General features: G+C 61.8%; 15 protein-coding genes. 4 read left to right on the plus strand and 11 right to left on the minus strand.

The window, feature by feature from the left end:
- Nucleotides 1-319: 319 nt before the first annotated feature.
- Together E1K68_RS03965 and E1K68_RS03970 are read right to left on the minus strand one after the other, a co-directional pair.
- Complete coding sequence (locus tag E1K68_RS03965; RefSeq protein ID WP_003188216.1) at nt 320-3,061, minus strand: PAS domain-containing sensor histidine kinase; 2,742 nt, start codon at nt 3,059-3,061, stop codon at nt 320-322.
- On the minus strand, nt 3,058-3,495 hold the full coding sequence (locus E1K68_RS03970; protein WP_003188217.1) for a TadE family protein: 438 nt from the start codon (nt 3,493-3,495) through the stop codon (nt 3,058-3,060). Before E1K68_RS03970 ends, E1K68_RS03965 begins: the two co-directional genes overlap by 4 nt.
- Nucleotides 3,496-3,566: 71 nt before the next feature.
- On the opposite strand from E1K68_RS03970, the gene E1K68_RS03975 reads away from it, so the two are divergent.
- Both E1K68_RS03975 and E1K68_RS03980 read left to right on the plus strand, forming a co-directional pair.
- Nucleotides 3,567-4,070: a prepilin peptidase gene (locus E1K68_RS03975; RefSeq protein ID WP_003188219.1), complete on the plus strand. Its 504-nt coding sequence runs from the start codon at nt 3,567-3,569 to the stop codon at nt 4,068-4,070.
- A 71-nt stretch (nt 4,071-4,141) separates the two neighbouring features.
- Nucleotides 4,142-4,927, plus strand: coding sequence for a response regulator transcription factor (locus tag E1K68_RS03980; protein ID WP_003188220.1), 786 nt, complete (start codon nt 4,142-4,144; stop codon nt 4,925-4,927).
- A 119-nt stretch (nt 4,928-5,046) separates the two neighbouring features.
- On the opposite strand, the gene E1K68_RS03985 is transcribed toward E1K68_RS03980, so the two are convergent.
- The 8 genes from E1K68_RS03985 to cpaB are packed head-to-tail and all read right to left on the minus strand — an operon-like array spanning nt 5,047 to nt 12,470.
- The gene (locus E1K68_RS03985; RefSeq protein WP_003188221.1) at nt 5,047-5,316 is read right to left on the minus strand and encodes a DUF3613 domain-containing protein; all 270 of its coding nucleotides are present in this window, start codon (nt 5,314-5,316) and stop codon (nt 5,047-5,049) included.
- 10 nt (nt 5,317-5,326) lie between these two features.
- On the minus strand, nt 5,327-6,052 hold the full coding sequence (locus E1K68_RS03990; RefSeq protein ID WP_003188222.1) for a tetratricopeptide repeat protein: 726 nt from the start codon (nt 6,050-6,052) through the stop codon (nt 5,327-5,329).
- Between the two features lie 10 nt (nt 6,053-6,062).
- Nucleotides 6,063-6,950 (minus strand): type II secretion system F family protein, encoded by an 888-nt coding sequence (locus tag E1K68_RS03995; protein WP_003188224.1) that lies wholly within the window; start codon nt 6,948-6,950, stop codon nt 6,063-6,065.
- 1 nt (nt 6,951) lies between these two features.
- Nucleotides 6,952-7,833 (minus strand): type II secretion system F family protein, encoded by an 882-nt coding sequence (locus E1K68_RS04000; RefSeq protein WP_212613805.1) that lies wholly within the window; start codon nt 7,831-7,833, stop codon nt 6,952-6,954.
- Nucleotides 7,834-7,842: 9 nt separating this feature from the next.
- Nucleotides 7,843-9,114, minus strand: coding sequence for a CpaF family protein (locus E1K68_RS04005; protein WP_003188227.1), 1,272 nt, complete (start codon nt 9,112-9,114; stop codon nt 7,843-7,845).
- Nucleotides 9,111-10,304 (minus strand): pilus assembly protein, encoded by a 1,194-nt coding sequence (locus E1K68_RS04010; RefSeq protein WP_034134625.1) that lies wholly within the window; start codon nt 10,302-10,304, stop codon nt 9,111-9,113. Before E1K68_RS04010 ends, E1K68_RS04005 begins: the two co-directional genes overlap by 4 nt.
- The gene (locus E1K68_RS04015; RefSeq protein ID WP_212613806.1) at nt 10,301-11,506 is read right to left on the minus strand and encodes a type II and III secretion system protein family protein; all 1,206 of its coding nucleotides are present in this window, start codon (nt 11,504-11,506) and stop codon (nt 10,301-10,303) included. Before E1K68_RS04015 ends, E1K68_RS04010 begins: the two co-directional genes overlap by 4 nt.
- Nucleotides 11,507-11,525: 19 nt before the next feature.
- Entirely contained in the window at nt 11,526-12,470 is a 945-nt protein-coding gene (gene cpaB / locus E1K68_RS04020) for a Flp pilus assembly protein CpaB (protein ID WP_212613807.1), read from the minus strand.
- A 336-nt stretch (nt 12,471-12,806) separates the two neighbouring features.
- Between cpaB and E1K68_RS04025 the strand changes: the two genes are divergently transcribed.
- Nucleotides 12,807-13,001 (plus strand): Flp family type IVb pilin, encoded by a 195-nt coding sequence (locus E1K68_RS04025; protein WP_020302460.1) that lies wholly within the window; start codon nt 12,807-12,809, stop codon nt 12,999-13,001.
- A gap of 52 nt (nt 13,002-13,053) precedes the next feature.
- The gene (locus E1K68_RS04030) at nt 13,054-13,458 is read left to right on the plus strand and encodes a response regulator (RefSeq protein ID WP_212613808.1); all 405 of its coding nucleotides are present in this window, start codon (nt 13,054-13,056) and stop codon (nt 13,456-13,458) included.
- A 131-nt stretch (nt 13,459-13,589) separates the two neighbouring features.
- On the opposite strand, the gene E1K68_RS04035 is transcribed toward E1K68_RS04030, so the two are convergent.
- Nucleotides 13,590-15,272: a POTRA domain-containing protein gene (locus E1K68_RS04035; protein ID WP_057709649.1), complete on the minus strand. Its 1,683-nt coding sequence runs from the start codon at nt 15,270-15,272 to the stop codon at nt 13,590-13,592.
- Nucleotides 15,273-15,433 lie beyond the last annotated feature (161 nt).

Raw genomic sequence — 15,433 nt, forward strand, 5'->3', positions numbered from 1 at the left:
TTTAGGTAACGGCCACTTAGGGTTCCGCCCTGACGGCGGCTCACTTTGCAAAAGCGGCAAAGTAAGCAAAACGCTCTTGCCCCACCACTCGGCACCTCGCCCAGGCTCGGTGTGCCCGTAATCCGCCAGTGATTTGGGGGGCCGCCGCCACGCGCCATCCATGGCGCGGGGCGGCTAAACCGGCATCCCTGCCGGTTTGCCCCCCAAATCCCTGGCGAATTCCGGCCAGCGTGGTTTGACGGGGCGCTTAAGATCAAGATCAAAAGCAGATCAAGAGCAGATCAAGAGCAGCTCGCTTCGCATCGTGGTTAGCGTTGAATTAGTTCTGCGCGATGGGGAGTTCGATGCAGAATTTCGCGCCGGCCTCGCCGTTGGTAACGCTCAGGCGACCGCCCATGTTTTCCACAATTCCATAGCTCACCGAGAGGCCCAGCCCGGTACCTACGCCTATCGGCTTGGTGGTAAAGAACGGCTCGAAAATCCGCTCCAGCAAGCGCGGGTCTATCCCGCCGGCGTTGTCTTCGACCCAGATGCGTACATGGCGGCTGTCGTGCTCGCTGTGCAGGGCAATCCAGGGGCGCAGGGCGGGGTCTTTTTCTCGCTGGCTGAGCAGGGCGTCGCGGGCGTTGACCATCAGGTTGATCAGTACTTGTTCTAGTTGGTCGACATAGCCTTTGACCTGTACCGAGAAGTCGGTAGGGCTGATGCGCACGTCCACGCCTTTGCCGCGCAGGCCTTCGCTGAGCAGGGAGAGGGTGCCCTCCAGTGCCTGCGCGGGGTCGAAGGGTTGCTGCTCGATTTCCGAGCGGCGGCCGAAGACGCGCATGTGGTCGACCACTCGTGCGGCGCGTTGTACCTGGGCGTCGATGCGTTGCAGTTTTTCCGTGAGGTAGTCGATTTGCACATCGCCATTGCCCAGGCGCTTGAGCACATTGGCGATGGCCATGCGCATCACGTTCAGCGGCTGGTTGATCTCATGGGCCAGGCCGGTGGCCATTTCGCCGAGGGTAGCCATTTTTGCGCTTTGGGTCAGTTGTTGCTGGGAGCGGCGCACTTCGGTGTTGTCGCGGCCCACGGCTTGCACTTCGATCAGGGCGCCTTGTTCATCGAAGACGCCGCGGTCCGACCACACCCACCAGGCATGTTCGCGCCCCGGCAGTTGCAGGCTGATTTCCGCGGTGCTCACCGGGAATTCCGGGGTCAGTTGCTGGATGCGCTGCACAAAGGCGGCGCGTTGTTCATCCGACAGCCACTGGCCCAGGTTGATGCCTGGCAATTGTTCGGGCCGGCATTCCAGGTAATTGGCCAGCGGCGTGTTGCCGAAGGTGAGGATCAGGTCGGGGCGGTAGCGGCAGATCATCGCGGGTGAGTCTTCCACCAGGATGCGGTAGCGCTCCTCGCTCTGGCGCACCTGCTCGGCGGCCAGGGTCGCCTCGGTGACGTCCAGCCACAGGCCTACGGCTTCCACCGGCAGGCCGAGGTCGTCGCGCAGCAGCTTGGCTTCGTCGAGCAGCCAATGGTAGTTGCCTTGTTTGTCGCGCAGGCGGTAGCGGCTGCGCACGTTGCCTTCGCGCAGCAGTTGGCGGGTGCGTTCGAAGTAGTGTTCACGGTCGTCGGGGTGGATCAGCGCTGCCAGGGTGTCGTGGTTGCAATCGGCCAAGGTCCAGCCCAGCAGCGGCAACAGGCTGGCGCTGAAAAACGCCGGGTGCAGCGCGCCGTTGACGTAGCGCTGCACGTAGATGACGGCCGGTGAGCTGGCGATCAGGTTGTCCAGGCGCGCATGGGCGGCGGCGGCTTGCAGTTGCTGGTTCTGGATGTCGCTGATGTCGAGCATGAAGCCGATCCAGCGTCGTTCATTGCCGGCGCCCAGTACTTGGCCCTGTATGCGGTACCACAGGGGCGACTGTTCAGCGTCGGTGCGTTGCAAGCGCACGCTGGTAAGCAGTGGCTTGCCCAGGGCTTGCAGGTCTTGCAGGCGGCTGTTGAGGGCCTGGCGGTCGGCGGGGTGGATGAGTTCGAGCCAAGTGCCGAGGGGCTGGCGGGTGGGGCCTTCGTCCAGGCTCAGGTTGCGCAATAGTTGCGGCGCCAGCTGGATCTCCTGGGTAGCGGGCAACAGTTCCCACCAGCCAGTGCCGAGCAGGCCTTGCAGGGCTTCTACCCGTTCCAGTTGCTGGTGGTGACGCTGTTCGCGCAGGCGGCCCAGCAGCGGCGCGGCGAGTGCTGCGCACAGGTTCAGCCAGTCACGCTCGCCGGTGTGGTATGCCTGGCCGTTATAGAAACCACACAGCAGCCACGCGGCGGCGCCATGGCTGTCGCGGTACGGCACCAGGAAACCGTCGGCATTGCCAAATACACTGTGCAAGCGCGGGTTGTCGCTGCGGCCCTGGGCAACGTCCAGGCTCAGTGGCGTGTTGCCGTTGATGCTGTCCAGGCTGGTGCCCAGGTGCTGCCCGGTTTGCCATAAGGCCGGGGCGTCGTGGGCGGTGTATTGGCTGTAGATGCGCCAGCCCTGGTCATCTTCGTCGAGCAGTGCCATGGCGACGCAGGGGATGCGCCAGCGCTGGGCCACGCTGCGCAGGTGTTCGCTGAACACCTGAGGCAAGCGGTTGAGGCTGCACACGCGCAGCTGTTCGCTCATCAGGGCGGCGAGTTGGTGGTTCTGTTCGCGTTGCTGCACCCGTGCCCGGTCAGCCAGCAGGTCAGTGATGTCCAGCAGGTGCAGGGCCCAGGCGTCGCCCTCCGGCTCGATCCAGCCGCGGGTATGCAGGACCTGGCCGGCGGCGCCCTGGAAGTCTAGATCCAGGCCGTGTCGTTGCCACTGCTGCGGCGTGCCCTCGACACTCAGCGCGCTGTCGGCACACAGCAAGGTCTGCAAGGGTGGGTTGGGCGCATTGGCAAGATGCTGGGCAAGCAAAGGCCTCAAGGCGCCCGTGATGCTCAGCACCCGGCCCAGGTTGTCCAGTTGCACTTGCAGGCCCGGCGCGGGCGTCGTTGGCGCGTCCAGAGCCAGGGCGCTGGTAAGCCCGCGCAGGCGTGCGAACAATTTATCCCCTGTCGTCAAAACTGAAGGCTCGAGGTGGCGGTGAGGTTGGTGGGCAGGTTGGGTACGGTACCCACCCCAGGCAACACCAGGGCCGGCAAGACCGCTTTGATATTGGCCGAGGGGTAGGTGATCTTCACCGTCAGCAAATTATTGGTGTAGGTGGCGGTGATATAGCCGGGCAAGAACTTCAATGAGCCGGGGATCCAGTTCAACTGGGCCTGGGCTGCATCCTTGGCGCGTTGCACAACCAGGGCCGAATAGCCGGCGGTGCTGGGGTCCAGGGACACACTGCGGCGTACCCCTTCGGCGGCCGCTTGGTGAAATGACTGCATCAACAGCAGCGGCAAGCTGTAGCTGAGCATGCCGTAGAACACCGCAAAGAAAATCACGAAGACCAAGGCAAACTCGATCGCCGCAGCACCTTTTTGCTTTCTCGGGAGGCTCGATTTCATGACTGCGTCTACCCTGAGGCGAGTACTTGATATCAGCATAGAATCATTCAGCCAAAAGGGATGTTTTTTACGTGATCCAGACGCTAGTGATTGTGCTGTGGTTGGGCGTATGTGCCGTGCAGGATATTCGCCAGCGCCAAATTGCCAATACGCTGACCCTGGGCGTCGGGCTGTTGGCGTTGATCTACCTGCTGTGGGCGGGGTCGACGTGGCTGGGCGCGCCCCGCAGCGAGGGCGGCCTGGCCCTGGCTTTGGCGCTGGTGCTGACCTTGCCGGGCTATGCGTTGGGCCGCTTTGGCGCAGGGGATGTGAAGTTGCTCGCCGCCCTGGGGCTGGCCTCCAATATCGAGTACCTGCTGGGGTCGCTGATCGGTGCGGGCATCGCTATGGTGGCCTGGACACTTATGCATCAAGGGCTTAGCTCAAACCGCGTTAAGCGGGCAGGGCCCGCGTCAACAAAACAGCCTTTTGCGCCCTTCGTTTTGACAGGTTTTGCCGGCAGCTGGTTTTGGATCCATCAGTCGCGCGAGTTGATTAATGCTATGTACATAGTCGGAAAGTACGTCTACGTTTAATCAGGAGTTGTGTAGGAATTTTCGTCAGAAAGGATAGGTCATCATTTGGCTTGCCAGGCATGGAGTAGCGCGTGAACAAGCTTACGTCCGCAGTAAAAGTGCTCGTAGTCGACGATCAACCCTTAATCGTAGAGGAGCTCTGTGAATTTCTTGAAAGCAGCGGGTACCGTTGTGTCCCGTGTGAGTCCAGTGAGCAAGCTGTCCAGCGTTTCAAGGAAGACCTTCAGATCGGTTTGGTGCTGTGTGACCTGCATATGCCGGACATGGACGGCATCGAGCTGGTGCAGGCGCTGCAACGGATCGCCGGCAAGCATCGCGCGTTCGAAGCGATCATGCTTACCGGTCGCGCCGACAAGCAGGATGTGATCAAGGCCCTGCGTGCAGGTATCGCCGATTACTACCAGAAGCCGATCAACCTCGATGAATTGCTCGAGGGCCTCAAGCGCCAGGAAGCGGCATTGGAGGAGCGGCAGAAAGACCTGCAGTTGGGCACGCTCAACCAGAAGTTGCAGTACCTGTCCGAATCCATCAACGACTTGTATATGGACTTGGACAAGGTGCGCCGCAACCCGACGCCCCAGGACCATGACGGGGACCCATCGGCCGATGAAGCCGGGCCGGTGGAGATCCCGGCGATCTTCAATCAACTGTCACCGCGCCAATTGGATGTGGCCCGCCTGGTGGGCAAGGGGCAGACCAACTATCAGATTGCCTGTGAGCTGGGGATCACCGAGAACACGGTCAAGCTGTATGTGTCCCAGGTATTGCGCCTGACCCATATGCACAACCGCACGCAGTTGGCGCTGGCGTTGTCACCGAACAACTCGGCGATGCGCCAGCGGGTGACGGCGCACTAGCACCGCCCTACTGTAGGAGCGAGCTTGCTCGCGAAAAACACCTAGACAACGCGGTTACCCAAGATGCACGCGTTATCGTTGACGTTTTTCGCGAGCAAGCTCGCTCCTACAGGGAGGGGTTATTTGCTGCCCTGCGCAGTGCCGCCTACTTTCTGATCAAAAAACTCCGGAATCGGGTGCTTGTTGCTGTCCAGCCAGCGCTTGAGCGCCTGCTCGCGTTCTGCCGGCGTGGTTTTTTGCGGATTGGCCGAGGCGGCGCGCCCGCTCAGTTGCAGCGCCATCCAGTTTTCCGTTTCTGCCTGCCGGGGTGAAGACGGCCCCGCTTCGATGGCCGAAGCGAGGAGGGGCAGGGCCAGGCAGGCAAGGCCGGCGAGGTGGTGGAATTTCATCATTGACTCCCTATTTCACAGAGGCCGGCAGCGTGTCGCTGACCGCCGCTACCTGATCCTTGACTGGACGCTGCGGTGCCGTGCCAGCGTCCTTGAGGTGTTGCGCGCGTGCCTGGGCCCGGGTCACCTGATCGGGGCTCAAGCCGAGTTGGCCGACCACTTTCGCGGCTTGCTCCCAGTTGTCTTGGTAGATCAGCAAAGTCACCAGGTTCACCGCCGCCAGTTGATCGCTCTGCTTGAGCTCGATGGCGGTCATGAATTCAAAGCGTGCGTCTTCCAGGCGCCGTTGGTCGAGGTAGACCACGCCCAGGTCATTGCGGATTTTTTCGTCGGTGGGCGCCAGCCGTGCCGCACGTTGCAGGTGAGCCATGGCCTGGCCGTTGTCGCCCTTGGCCGACGCAAGTTGCCCCAGGCCGTGCTCACCGTCGGCGGCCAGGCAGGTGCCCAGCAGGCTGCGGTACAACGGCTCGGCGTCTGGGCGGCCGAGCAAGCGATAGGCGCGGGCTTGGCGTTGACGAACCTGGGGCAGGGCGCTGGGCAGGTTCTGCAGGTTGGCGAGGCTGGCGTGCAGTTTGCCTTCGTTGGCCATGTCATCGGCCAGGTTCAACGACAGCTCCTGGTCGGCGCTGGGCTTGGGGCAACTGCCCGGTGCCAGCAACCCGGCCCACGGAACCTGGCCATTGCTGGCACAACCGCCCAGCATCAGCAGGCTCAAGGCGACGATCAGTGGTTTCATGGCAGGCTCCTCAAAAGTTATTCAAGGCTCGGGAGATGGCGATCATCGCCGGCCCCCCAAGCACGATCAGCAAGGCGGGAAACAGAAACACCATCATCACCACGGACATCTTCGCGGACATCTTCGAGATGTATTCCTGCAGGCGGGTCAGGCGGCGGTCGTCGAGCAACTGCTTGAGGGCCAGCAAGGATTTCATCGCGCCGCCGCCCTGGTGGATCAACTGCTGAAGGATGATGCAGGTGTCGGTGAATTCATCCACGGCCAGCAGGCGTGCGGTCTTGCCCAACTCTTCGGACAGCTCCAGGCCGGAGTCGACCCTTACCAGGATCAGGCGCAGTTCATGGGTCAGATCGGGGAGCAAGCGCTGGGCTTCGGTGCTCAACACCCGCAGCGATTGTTCAACTGCCATGCCGGATTCGAACAGGATGCGCAGTAACGGAATGAACGTGGAAATTTCCCGCGCGATACGCTCCTGGCGGTATTTCGCGCTGAGGGCCAGGATGCGCTTGGGCAGCAGGTAACCGATGCCCAGGGCAATTGCCGGGGCAATCCAGGGCGAGCCGGCGTGAGGAAACAGCAGTTGCTGGCCGAGCAGGGTCAAGCCCAGCAGCACGATGGGCACGCCGATCTGGAAGGCGGCGAACATGGAGCGCTGGTTGGCTTTGCGCCAGCCGACGCGGTTGAGCAGGGTCTGGGTTTCGTTGTCCAGGCTGACCGAGCGCTGGGCCACGGCGCTGGCGCCCAATTGGCGCATCAGGCTGCCGAGTTTGTCCTCGCGGGTCAGTTGGCCTTGCAGGCGTTGGCTGACCAGGCGTTGACGGCGCCGTTGCTCCAGCAGGTTGCCGACGATCAAGGCGACGGCGGCGAGCGACAACAGGATGCAGATCAGGATGGCCATCTCAAATACTCCGCAACATGCGCCACATGACGAAGGTGCCCGTGATGTCGAGCGCCGCCGCGGCCAGCAGCAGGTAGCGCCCGGTTCCGTCATTCCACATGCTCATCAGGTAGCCCGGGTTGACCATCAAAAAGTAGCCGACCATGGCGATGGGCAAGCCTGCCAAGACGTACGCGGTCATGCGCGTTTCGCCCGTCATGGCCTTGAGTTGGCGTGCACCCTGTTCGCGCTCGCGGATCATCTTGATCAGGTTTTCCAGCAGCTCGCTGGCGTTGCCGCCGTAGCGGTGGTTGACCTTCAGGCCCAGGGCAAACAGGCGGAACTCATCGCGCTCGTAAAACTCGGCAAAGTCGCTGACCGACTCCGGCAGGCTCACGCCCATTTGCACGTTACGCTGGATGCGGCTCATGGCCTGTTTGAGCGGCGCTTCGGTGCTGTCGATCGCACCCAGCACGGCGTCTGCCAGGGTGCGCCCGGACTTGAGGCTGCGCACGCTGTGGTCCAGTAGTTGGGGTAATTGTTCGATCATGCGCTGCACTCGCCGTTGGTAGCGCCAGGCGATAAACACACGCAGCAGCAGCGGCGGCATGATCAGCATCACCAACAGGCCCAGCCCGCCGGCCAGCAAGTAACCCAGCAACATGCCCACCGCCCAGGTACTCAGCCACAACCCCAGGCGATCGGTGGGCTTGCCCAGGCCGGCGCGCTGGAACATGCGCTCCAGCGCGACCCAGCTGCCGTTCGGCTCCTGGGCTACCGGCTGGCCATCGGAGAGGCGCTCCAACACCCGATCGGTACCGGCCTGGCGCAGCCCTCGCTGGAACAGCCAGACGGACAGGCTGATCAGCAGGATACAAATGAGCAGCAAGACAAGTCCGGTCATGAGCCCTCTCTACAACGGCAATGCCGATTCACGCCGCAGCTTGTCGCCGGCCGGGTTGAGCGCTTCGCGCAGGAAGCCAAAACCGGTACGGCGGTCGAGGCGGAACAGGGTGTTGGTGACATACACGTCGTCGCGCACGCCCACCACTTCCACCACCTCGCTGACGCAACGGCGCCCATCGGGCAGGCGCGTCAGTTGAATCACCACATCCAGTGCAGCGCAGATCATCTGCCGCAGGGTTTTCTCCGCCACCACACGGCCGGTCAGGCCCACCAGGGTTTCCAGGCGCAGCAGCGCGTCCTGGGCATTGTTGGCGTGCACGGTGCTCATGGAACCGTCATGGCCGGTGTTCATGGCGGTCATCACGTCGAGCACTTCGACGCCACGGATCTCGCCAAGGATGATGCGGTCCGGGCGCATCCGCAGGGCGTTGCGGATCAGGTCGCTGGCCTTGACCTCGCCATGCCCCTCGGCATTGGGCGGGCGGGTTTCCAGGCGCACCACATGGGGGTGGCCCAGTTGCAACTCGGCCACGTCTTCGATGGTGACCAGGCGTTCGTGGGGGTTGATCAATTGGCTGAGGATATTGAGCAGCGTGGTCTTGCCGGTGCCGGTGCCGCCACTGATGAGGATATTGCAGCGTTTGCCCACCGCCTCCTGGAAGAACTCGAAGATGTTGTGGTCGATGGTTTGCATCGCCACCAGGTCGCTGCTCTTGAGCATGTCCTTGCGAAACTTACGGATCGACAGGCAGGGGCCGTCCAGGGCAATTGGCGGGATGATCGCATTGACCCGGCTGCCATCGGGCAAGCGCGCATCGACCATCGGCGACGACTCATCCAGGCGCCTTCCGAGGGGCGCGAGAATGCGCTGCATCACACGTTCTACATGGTGCGCATCGATAAAACGCAGGTCGCTCTGGTGGAGCACCCCGTCACGCTCGATAAACACCCGGTGCGGGCCGTTGACCAGGATCTCGGTGATCGACACATCGCGCAGCAGCACTTCCAGCGGGCCGAAGCCGGTCAGCTCATCGACGATTTCCTCAGCCAGACGCTCCATCTCATAACGCGAGATCGCCAGGTGCATGCGCGTGATGTACTCGGCCACTTTGTCGATGACAAATTGCGCCAGGGATTGGCGCGAGCCTTCCAGCAGGTTCTGGCCGGATTCTTCGATGGCATCGATGATGTAACGATGCAGCACCAGTTTCAGGCCATCGTGGTCGTTGTGCGCGGCTGCCCCACGGGCCGGGGCGCCGAAGAGTTTTTCGCTGTTCATCGACTCGTCCCCAGCAGGCGTTCGAACCAGCGTGTCGAAGGTTTATCCAAGCCTTCGGTGCGTTTGGCCAGGCGCTCGCCCAGGTGGCGCAGGGCTTGGGTCAAAGCTTCGCGTGGGGCCAGGGTGAACAGGCTTTGCCCCTGGTTTTTGGCGTTCAGGCGCACTTCGGGGCTCAGGGGCAGCACGGCGATGCACTCCAGGCCGAAGCTTTTTTCCAGGGCTTCGGTGTCGGGGGCACAGCCTTTGATGTAGCGATCGACGAGCAGCTTGGCATGGTCGAGCTTCATGCCTTTTTCGCGCCACAGGTTCAGCACCGCCAGGTTACGCCGACAGTCGAGCACGCCCTGGTCGGTGCACCACAGCAACTTGTCGCAGTGGCTGACAAAGGTACGCAGGGCTTCGCTGTCCGCTTGCCCGGTGAGGTTGACCACGATGTGCTGGAAGTGCTGGCGCAAGGCGCTGAGCAACATGTACAGCTCGGCGGCGCTGGTTATTTCCAGGGGCTCATCGCTGGCGGCGTAGGCAAGGATCCGCAGGCCGTCGTCGGTGCTGGTGAAGGCGCTGTTGATGAGCGTGGCGTCCAGGCGGCGCAGGTGGCGCAAGGCGTCGCCGAAATTGAAGGTGCTGTCCAGGCCCAGCAGCGCCAGGCTGTCGCCCCTGGGCAGGCCGAGGTCGAGCATCAGCGTCTGCTGGCCGCTTTTTTGCACCACCATCGCCAAGTGGCTTGCCAGCAAGGCGCCATCGGTGTTGCCCTGGGCACCGTAGAGCACGGTGAGGCCGCCGAGGTGGGCGTTCGGCGCGGTGGGCGGCAAGCGCTTGCTCAGGCGCCGCACCAGCCCGGCCACTTCGCTGGAGCGCGAGCCATAGGCGACAAAATCCCGGGCGCCGGCACGCATGGCATTCAAGACAAGCTGGTTGTCCATGCCGTCGCCCAAGGCCACTACTGCCAACATCGGCTTGGCTTCCAGGGCGCCTTCGATCAAGGCACTCTGGGCCACCAGGTGTTCACGGTCCAGGCCTACGAACACCAGGTTGGCGAAGGTCACGTCCACCAGTGCCAGCAATTCATCGAGGCTGCCGCCGCCCACGCTGATCACTTGGCCAAGGGGCGCCAGCGCGCCCTGGAGCCATTCCAGGTCGGTGCTGTTGCGGGTGATTGCCAGGAAGGTCTGGCTCAGGCTATCGCTCATTGGGAAAGTCCACTGCGACGGTCGAAGTTGCCGTTTTCCAGGAAGAACAGGCGGAACCAATTCGGGTCGTAGGTGCGCAGTTTCTCGCCGGGCAGCGACGGCAACTGCGCATTGGCGGCCAGTGGCTGTACCAGATGCGGCGTGACGATCATCAGCAGTTCTTTTTCTTCGCTGTTTATAGTGGAGTCGCGGAAGAAAGCACCAATGATCGGGATGTCGCCCAGGCCTGGCAGCTTGGCGATCGTGGAGCGGTTGGTGCTGCTGATCAGGCCGCTGATCACGAAGCTTTCACCGTCGGCTAACGACACGCTGGTGTCGGTGCGCCGGACGGTCAGGGCGGGTACCTGGATGCCCTGGATCCGGATCGCGTTGTTGTAATCCAGCTCGCTGACTTCCGGGGCGACTTTCAAGGCGATGCGGTTGTGGTCGATGACCGTCGGCGTCAGCGTCAGGCGAATGCCGAATTCCTTGTACTCGATGGTGATGGTATCGCTGCCGGCACTGGGCACCGGAATTGGCACTTCGCCGCCGGCCAGGAAGGTCGCGCTCTGGCCGCTCATGGCCACCAGGCTCGGGCGTGCCAGGGTATAGGCGAAGCCGCTGCTTTCCAGGGCGTTGATCAGTGCCTTGACTCGGCCACCGCCAAACCCGATGTTGAAGTTTTCGGCGTTCACCGGCAATTTGAAGATGCCCTCTGAAGGGGACAGCAAGCTCGGGCTGCCGAGGAAGAAATTGTTGCCCATGCCGAGGATCTTGGTGCTGGCCTCCTTGAGCTTGGTTCGGCTGACTTCGACGAAGCGGATATCGGTCTGCACCTGGCTGGGCAGCGTCGGGTCTTCGGAGGGCGACAGCGATTGGCTGGTCAGCGCCGAGGTGGCCTTGCCTTTGACGAACACCATGCTCTGGCGCGGGGTGGTCGAGCAGCCTGTCCACACCATCAGGCTGGTGGCACCGCTGCCGACACCGGTGAGCAGAAAGTGGCGGTCGCCGTTGACCCGCACGTCGGCGATTTTCGGATCGCCGATAGCCAGGCGCGTAATCGCTACCGGCGATTGCAGCTCGGTCTGCAAGCCTTCGCCCACCTCGATCGCAGCGGGCAGTTGGCCCAGGGTGTTGCAGTTGCCCGATGCGCCCATCGCCATGCCCAGGGGCAGGCACGGCAGCATCAAGGCCAAGGCCAATTGAGCGTAGCGTTGGCTCATTCAAGGCATCCTTGTTCAATCAGGGGGTAGGTTGTGCCGCCGCCGCGCCGCGAATCACTTCGACGCCCCGACGCTGGCCGGTGTCGGCCACCGCGGGGGTGATTTTTTTTGGCGGGCCGCTGAGGGCCAATTGGGTGAATTGGTAGAGGTCGCGGTTGGCGCTTTGCACCTTGTCCGGGGTGTCGCTTTCGCCGGCCCAGTAGCGGCTGAGCAGTTGTTCGTCGGCACTGCGCACGGCCAGGCGCAGCGTGCCGGCTTGGGAGGCGAGCATCAGCCGGCTCAGCAAGGGTTCGGGCACCGCCAGCACCACACTGCGCGCGGCAGTGCGGCGTTGGGCAGCCTGGGCGCGTTCTTCGGCGGTGGCGGGTGGCGGTACGGCCGGGGTGCCGTCGTTGGCCAAGCCCAACTGATCACCGACGCTGAGCAGGCGAATTGCCGGGATGACCACCTGCGCCGACTGCTCGGCATTGGCATTGTCCTGGCGCAAGAACAGCAAGACATCCACGTAATCGCCGGGGCTCAACTGGCCACCGGCACCGATGACCTCATCGACGGCGACGGCCAGCGCTCGTTCGTTTGTACGAATCATGCGGGCCAGGGGGCCGCCGGCGGTGAAGCTCTCATCATTGAGCCAGGTGCCGGCACCCAGGGCCCGCAAGGGCGTGCGGCCGATGGCCTGGTCAACGCTGGTCAGGCTGCCAGCCGGCACGGTGCGCAGTTTTTCCACGGCGACATCGGCAGCCGTGAGGGGCACAAAAGGCGCAACCGCATGCACCAGCACCACGACCGGCTGGCGGGTTTGGTCTTCCACGACGGCAACGGTTTTTTCAACGGAAATGACAGGTTCTGGCGAGGGCGCTACGGAGGGTGCCGGTGGACGACTCAGCACCAGGCCCCAATACCCTGCAACCAGGGCTCCGATAAGCAGCAAGCCAGCCAGGACCATGCTGATACGACTGTTCATGACGGCGCTCCCTATCCTGTTGCACTGCTTTTATTCCCGTTTATCCAAACGAGCTAAATTCGCAACTGGGCTGTGATGAACAACTAACGATTTGGCTATTTGAAGGTAGCCCAGCTAGGACAAATTGCCATTACTGAATGAAAAATTTATCTGCGCGGTTAAAGCGAGGGCTGTAAATAACGGATTTGTGGGGCTGGCGCGGCGACTAATACTTTATGATTAATTCGTTCTTACAGTTGTGAGTGTTAAATTTGTTGACAATGCTCTAGTGGCACACGGCAATCATTGTGTGGGCCAGCTGTATCGGCGCTTTGTGGCGCATGAGGGAGATCTCCTATGATCCTTGACCTGTTCTTGAAATTTTACATTCACGCTCAGTTATTCCTGCGCCGTAGAGACGGGGCGTCGGCCATTGAATATGTGATTATTGTGGCGATAGTTGCATTAGGTATCATCAGCTTTGGTGGTGGGCTTGGCGATAAAATAAAAGCCATTTTTCAGCAAGTGTCTGATGCGCTGCCAGCCGCGTAATAGTCATTGCTACAGGTTATTGTTCCGGTAATTATTTTATCAGGTACCGCCCATGACCCACCTTTCGTCATCCCGCCAACAAATCCTATTGGTGGATGACGAGGAGGATGCGCTGGTCGAGTTGGCCGAATCCCTCGAAAACGAGGGATTCGTCTGTTTTACCGCGACCTCCGTCACCTTCGCTTTGCAAGAATTGACACTTAACCCCGATATCGCCCTGGTCATCACCGATCTGCGCATGCCTGAGGAAAGCGGTATCTCCTTGATCAAGCGCCTGCGCGAACATACCTCACGCTCGCATTTGCCTGTGATCGTGATGTCTGGCCATGCAGAAATGGACGATGTCAGCGATATGCTGCGTTTGCAGGTGCTGGATCTGTTTCGCAAGCCTATCTACCTGGTGCGCTTGCTCGATACCCTCAACAACCTGTTTCCCCTCTCTAAACCTGGTCGGTAACGGACCGGCACCGCTTATTAAATGTGGGAGCTGGCTTGCCTGCGATAGCGGTGGTTCAGTTAAAGATTCATTGACTGACACACCGCCTTCGCGAGCAAGCCCGCTCCCACATAAGCTCCCTCGCAACAGCTTCACAGTTGATAACTGAAACTCAGCGTATACCGCGGTCTGCGGTTGAAGCTGTCCAGGGCGATATCCGACATTGGTTTGGCCGCCTCCAGCGCGATGTTGTAGTACTTCTTGTCGCCAAAGCGTAGACCCACCGCCGCCGAGGACATGTCGTTGGCCTTGACTGGCAGGTCGTTGAACCAGGATTTGGCGCGGTCGACTACGACGTAGGGTTGCAGGATCTTCACCCAGTTGCCGGTGCGGTTGAAGCTGTAGTTGACCTCGTACGCCACCCCCCAGCCTTTGTCGCCCGAGCCTTGGTCGTCCGGGTAGCCACGGCCGAAATTCTGCCCGCCGAAGGTCACGCGTTCGCTGTCGGGCAGGGTGTTGTCGCTCCAGTACAGCGCACCGGAGAGCACGCCTTGCCAGTTGTCGAAGAACTTGTCGCTTTGCACGCCGGAAAGGCGCAGGCGGAAGAAGTCGAGGTCGGGTTTGGCCACGCCCAGGTCACTGCGGGCCTTGGCGCCCAGACCGTCGATGCCCTGGTACAGGCCACCACTGATGATGCGCAGGCGTTGCGCGTCGGCTTTGCGCCAATCGCCTTCGAAGGCCAGGGCGCGCAGGTTGGATTCGATGTCGAAACGCAGCGGGTAGCCCACCAGTTTATAGCGCGTGGTCTGGTCGACCGCGTACAGGCGCGTGCCCAGGGTGAGCGACTCGGTGGGGGAGGCGATGAACGGATGGCTCAGGCCAATGGAGTAGCGGTCGATGGACTGGTGCGGCTTGAGTTCGAAACCGCCATCCAGTTGCACGCTGCTGTTGGGGTCGGCGCGATAGCGTTCGGCGGCGAGCGCCAGTTGGGTGCCCTCGGCGTTGATGAACTGGTTGTAGTCCACACGGTAGTAGTGTTCTTTGTCCTCGCCGGGTGGGAAAAGGCCGCTGACGCTGAGCTGCTCGCCCATGGACGTCTGGGAATTGCTGGTGGCGCTCAGCAACGCTTGCGTGCCGCCACGGCTTTTTTGCACCAGGCTCATGCTGGTGGTGAAAGGTTTGCGGCTGGCCTGGATCTGCATGTGCGTGGCGCCATCAGTGGTGCCCGGTGGCGGTACTTGCGCCTGTACGCTGAGGCCGGGGATGCGGCTCATCAGCGTGGTGTAGCGCTCGAAAGTCTTGCGGGTCAGCGGGCGCTCAGCCAGGAGCTTCTGCGCGAGTTTATCGACGTAGGCCGACACCGAACCGATGTCGCCGGTTTGTTGATAGTCCTTGATGTAGCCCTCCACCAGTACCACGCGGACCAGGCCGTTTTCGAAATTCTGTTGCGGCAGGAACGCGTAGGACAGCAGGTAGCCATCCTCCTGGTAACGGCGGGTGATCCCACGGGTCGCTTCAATCAGTTGGGCGAGGTTGGTTTCTCGTCCAATCAACGGCGCATACACCTGTGCCGTCTCGGCGAGCGGGTAGACCGTTCCGCCTTCGATCTGCAACTTTCGAATAGTGACCTTGGTGTCCATCAACAGCGGTTGGCCGGCAGTCGGCGGCGCTTCAGGTACCTGGGTTTTCGACGTGGGTGGTCGGTAGGCATCAGCGGGCAGGTTGGGCACCGGCAGGGTGCGGACAGTGTCGTTGCTGTTAAGAAAGCTGGGAAGGGTCTCGGCCTGGGCGTAGGCACTGAGGGTGAGCAATAACAACGGCGTCAACACGCGCATAGGACACTCCATGGTCAACTGCAGCAGCGCTTCGGGCCCGCCGGGTTCTGGGACTCGGTTCGGGAGGGCGGCGATTGATAAAACGTGTCGCCGCCCATAAAAAAGACGAGAGACTTATTAAAGGTCTCTCGTCTCAACCAAGCGTAGGCGCTGTAGGGGAG

Source organism: Pseudomonas sp. B2021 (assembly GCF_018135665.1).
In the GTDB taxonomy this organism is placed as follows: domain Bacteria; phylum Pseudomonadota; class Gammaproteobacteria; order Pseudomonadales; family Pseudomonadaceae; genus Aquipseudomonas; species Aquipseudomonas lactis.

What these genes read in the sequence shown, in the direction of transcription:
- E1K68_RS03970 (WP_003188217.1), bottom strand. Translation starts at nt 3,495, where the DNA reads ATGAAATCGAGCCTCCCGAGAAAGCAAAAAGGTGCTGCGGCGATCGAG.
- E1K68_RS03985 (WP_003188221.1), bottom strand. Translation starts at nt 5,316, where the DNA reads ATGAAATTCCACCACCTCGCCGGCCTTGCCTGCCTGGCCCTGCCCCTC.
- E1K68_RS03990 (WP_003188222.1), bottom strand. Translation starts at nt 6,052, where the DNA reads ATGAAACCACTGATCGTCGCCTTGAGCCTGCTGATGCTGGGCGGTTGT.
- E1K68_RS03995 (WP_003188224.1), bottom strand. Translation starts at nt 6,950, where the DNA reads ATGGCCATCCTGATCTGCATCCTGTTGTCGCTCGCCGCCGTCGCCTTG.
- E1K68_RS04000 (WP_212613805.1), bottom strand. Translation starts at nt 7,833, where the DNA reads ATGACCGGACTTGTCTTGCTGCTCATTTGTATCCTGCTGATCAGCCTG.
- E1K68_RS04005 (WP_003188227.1), bottom strand. Translation starts at nt 9,114, where the DNA reads ATGAACAGCGAAAAACTCTTCGGCGCCCCGGCCCGTGGGGCAGCCGCG.
- E1K68_RS04010 (WP_034134625.1), bottom strand. Translation starts at nt 10,304, where the DNA reads ATGAGCGATAGCCTGAGCCAGACCTTCCTGGCAATCACCCGCAACAGC.
- E1K68_RS04015 (WP_212613806.1), bottom strand. Translation starts at nt 11,506, where the DNA reads ATGAGCCAACGCTACGCTCAATTGGCCTTGGCCTTGATGCTGCCGTGC.
- cpaB (WP_212613807.1), bottom strand. Translation starts at nt 12,470, where the DNA reads ATGAACAGTCGTATCAGCATGGTCCTGGCTGGCTTGCTGCTTATCGGA.
- E1K68_RS04025 (WP_020302460.1), top strand. Translation starts at nt 12,807, where the DNA reads ATGATCCTTGACCTGTTCTTGAAATTTTACATTCACGCTCAGTTATTC.
- E1K68_RS04030 (WP_212613808.1), top strand. Translation starts at nt 13,054, where the DNA reads ATGACCCACCTTTCGTCATCCCGCCAACAAATCCTATTGGTGGATGAC.
- E1K68_RS04035 (WP_057709649.1), bottom strand. Translation starts at nt 15,272, where the DNA reads ATGCGCGTGTTGACGCCGTTGTTATTGCTCACCCTCAGTGCCTACGCC.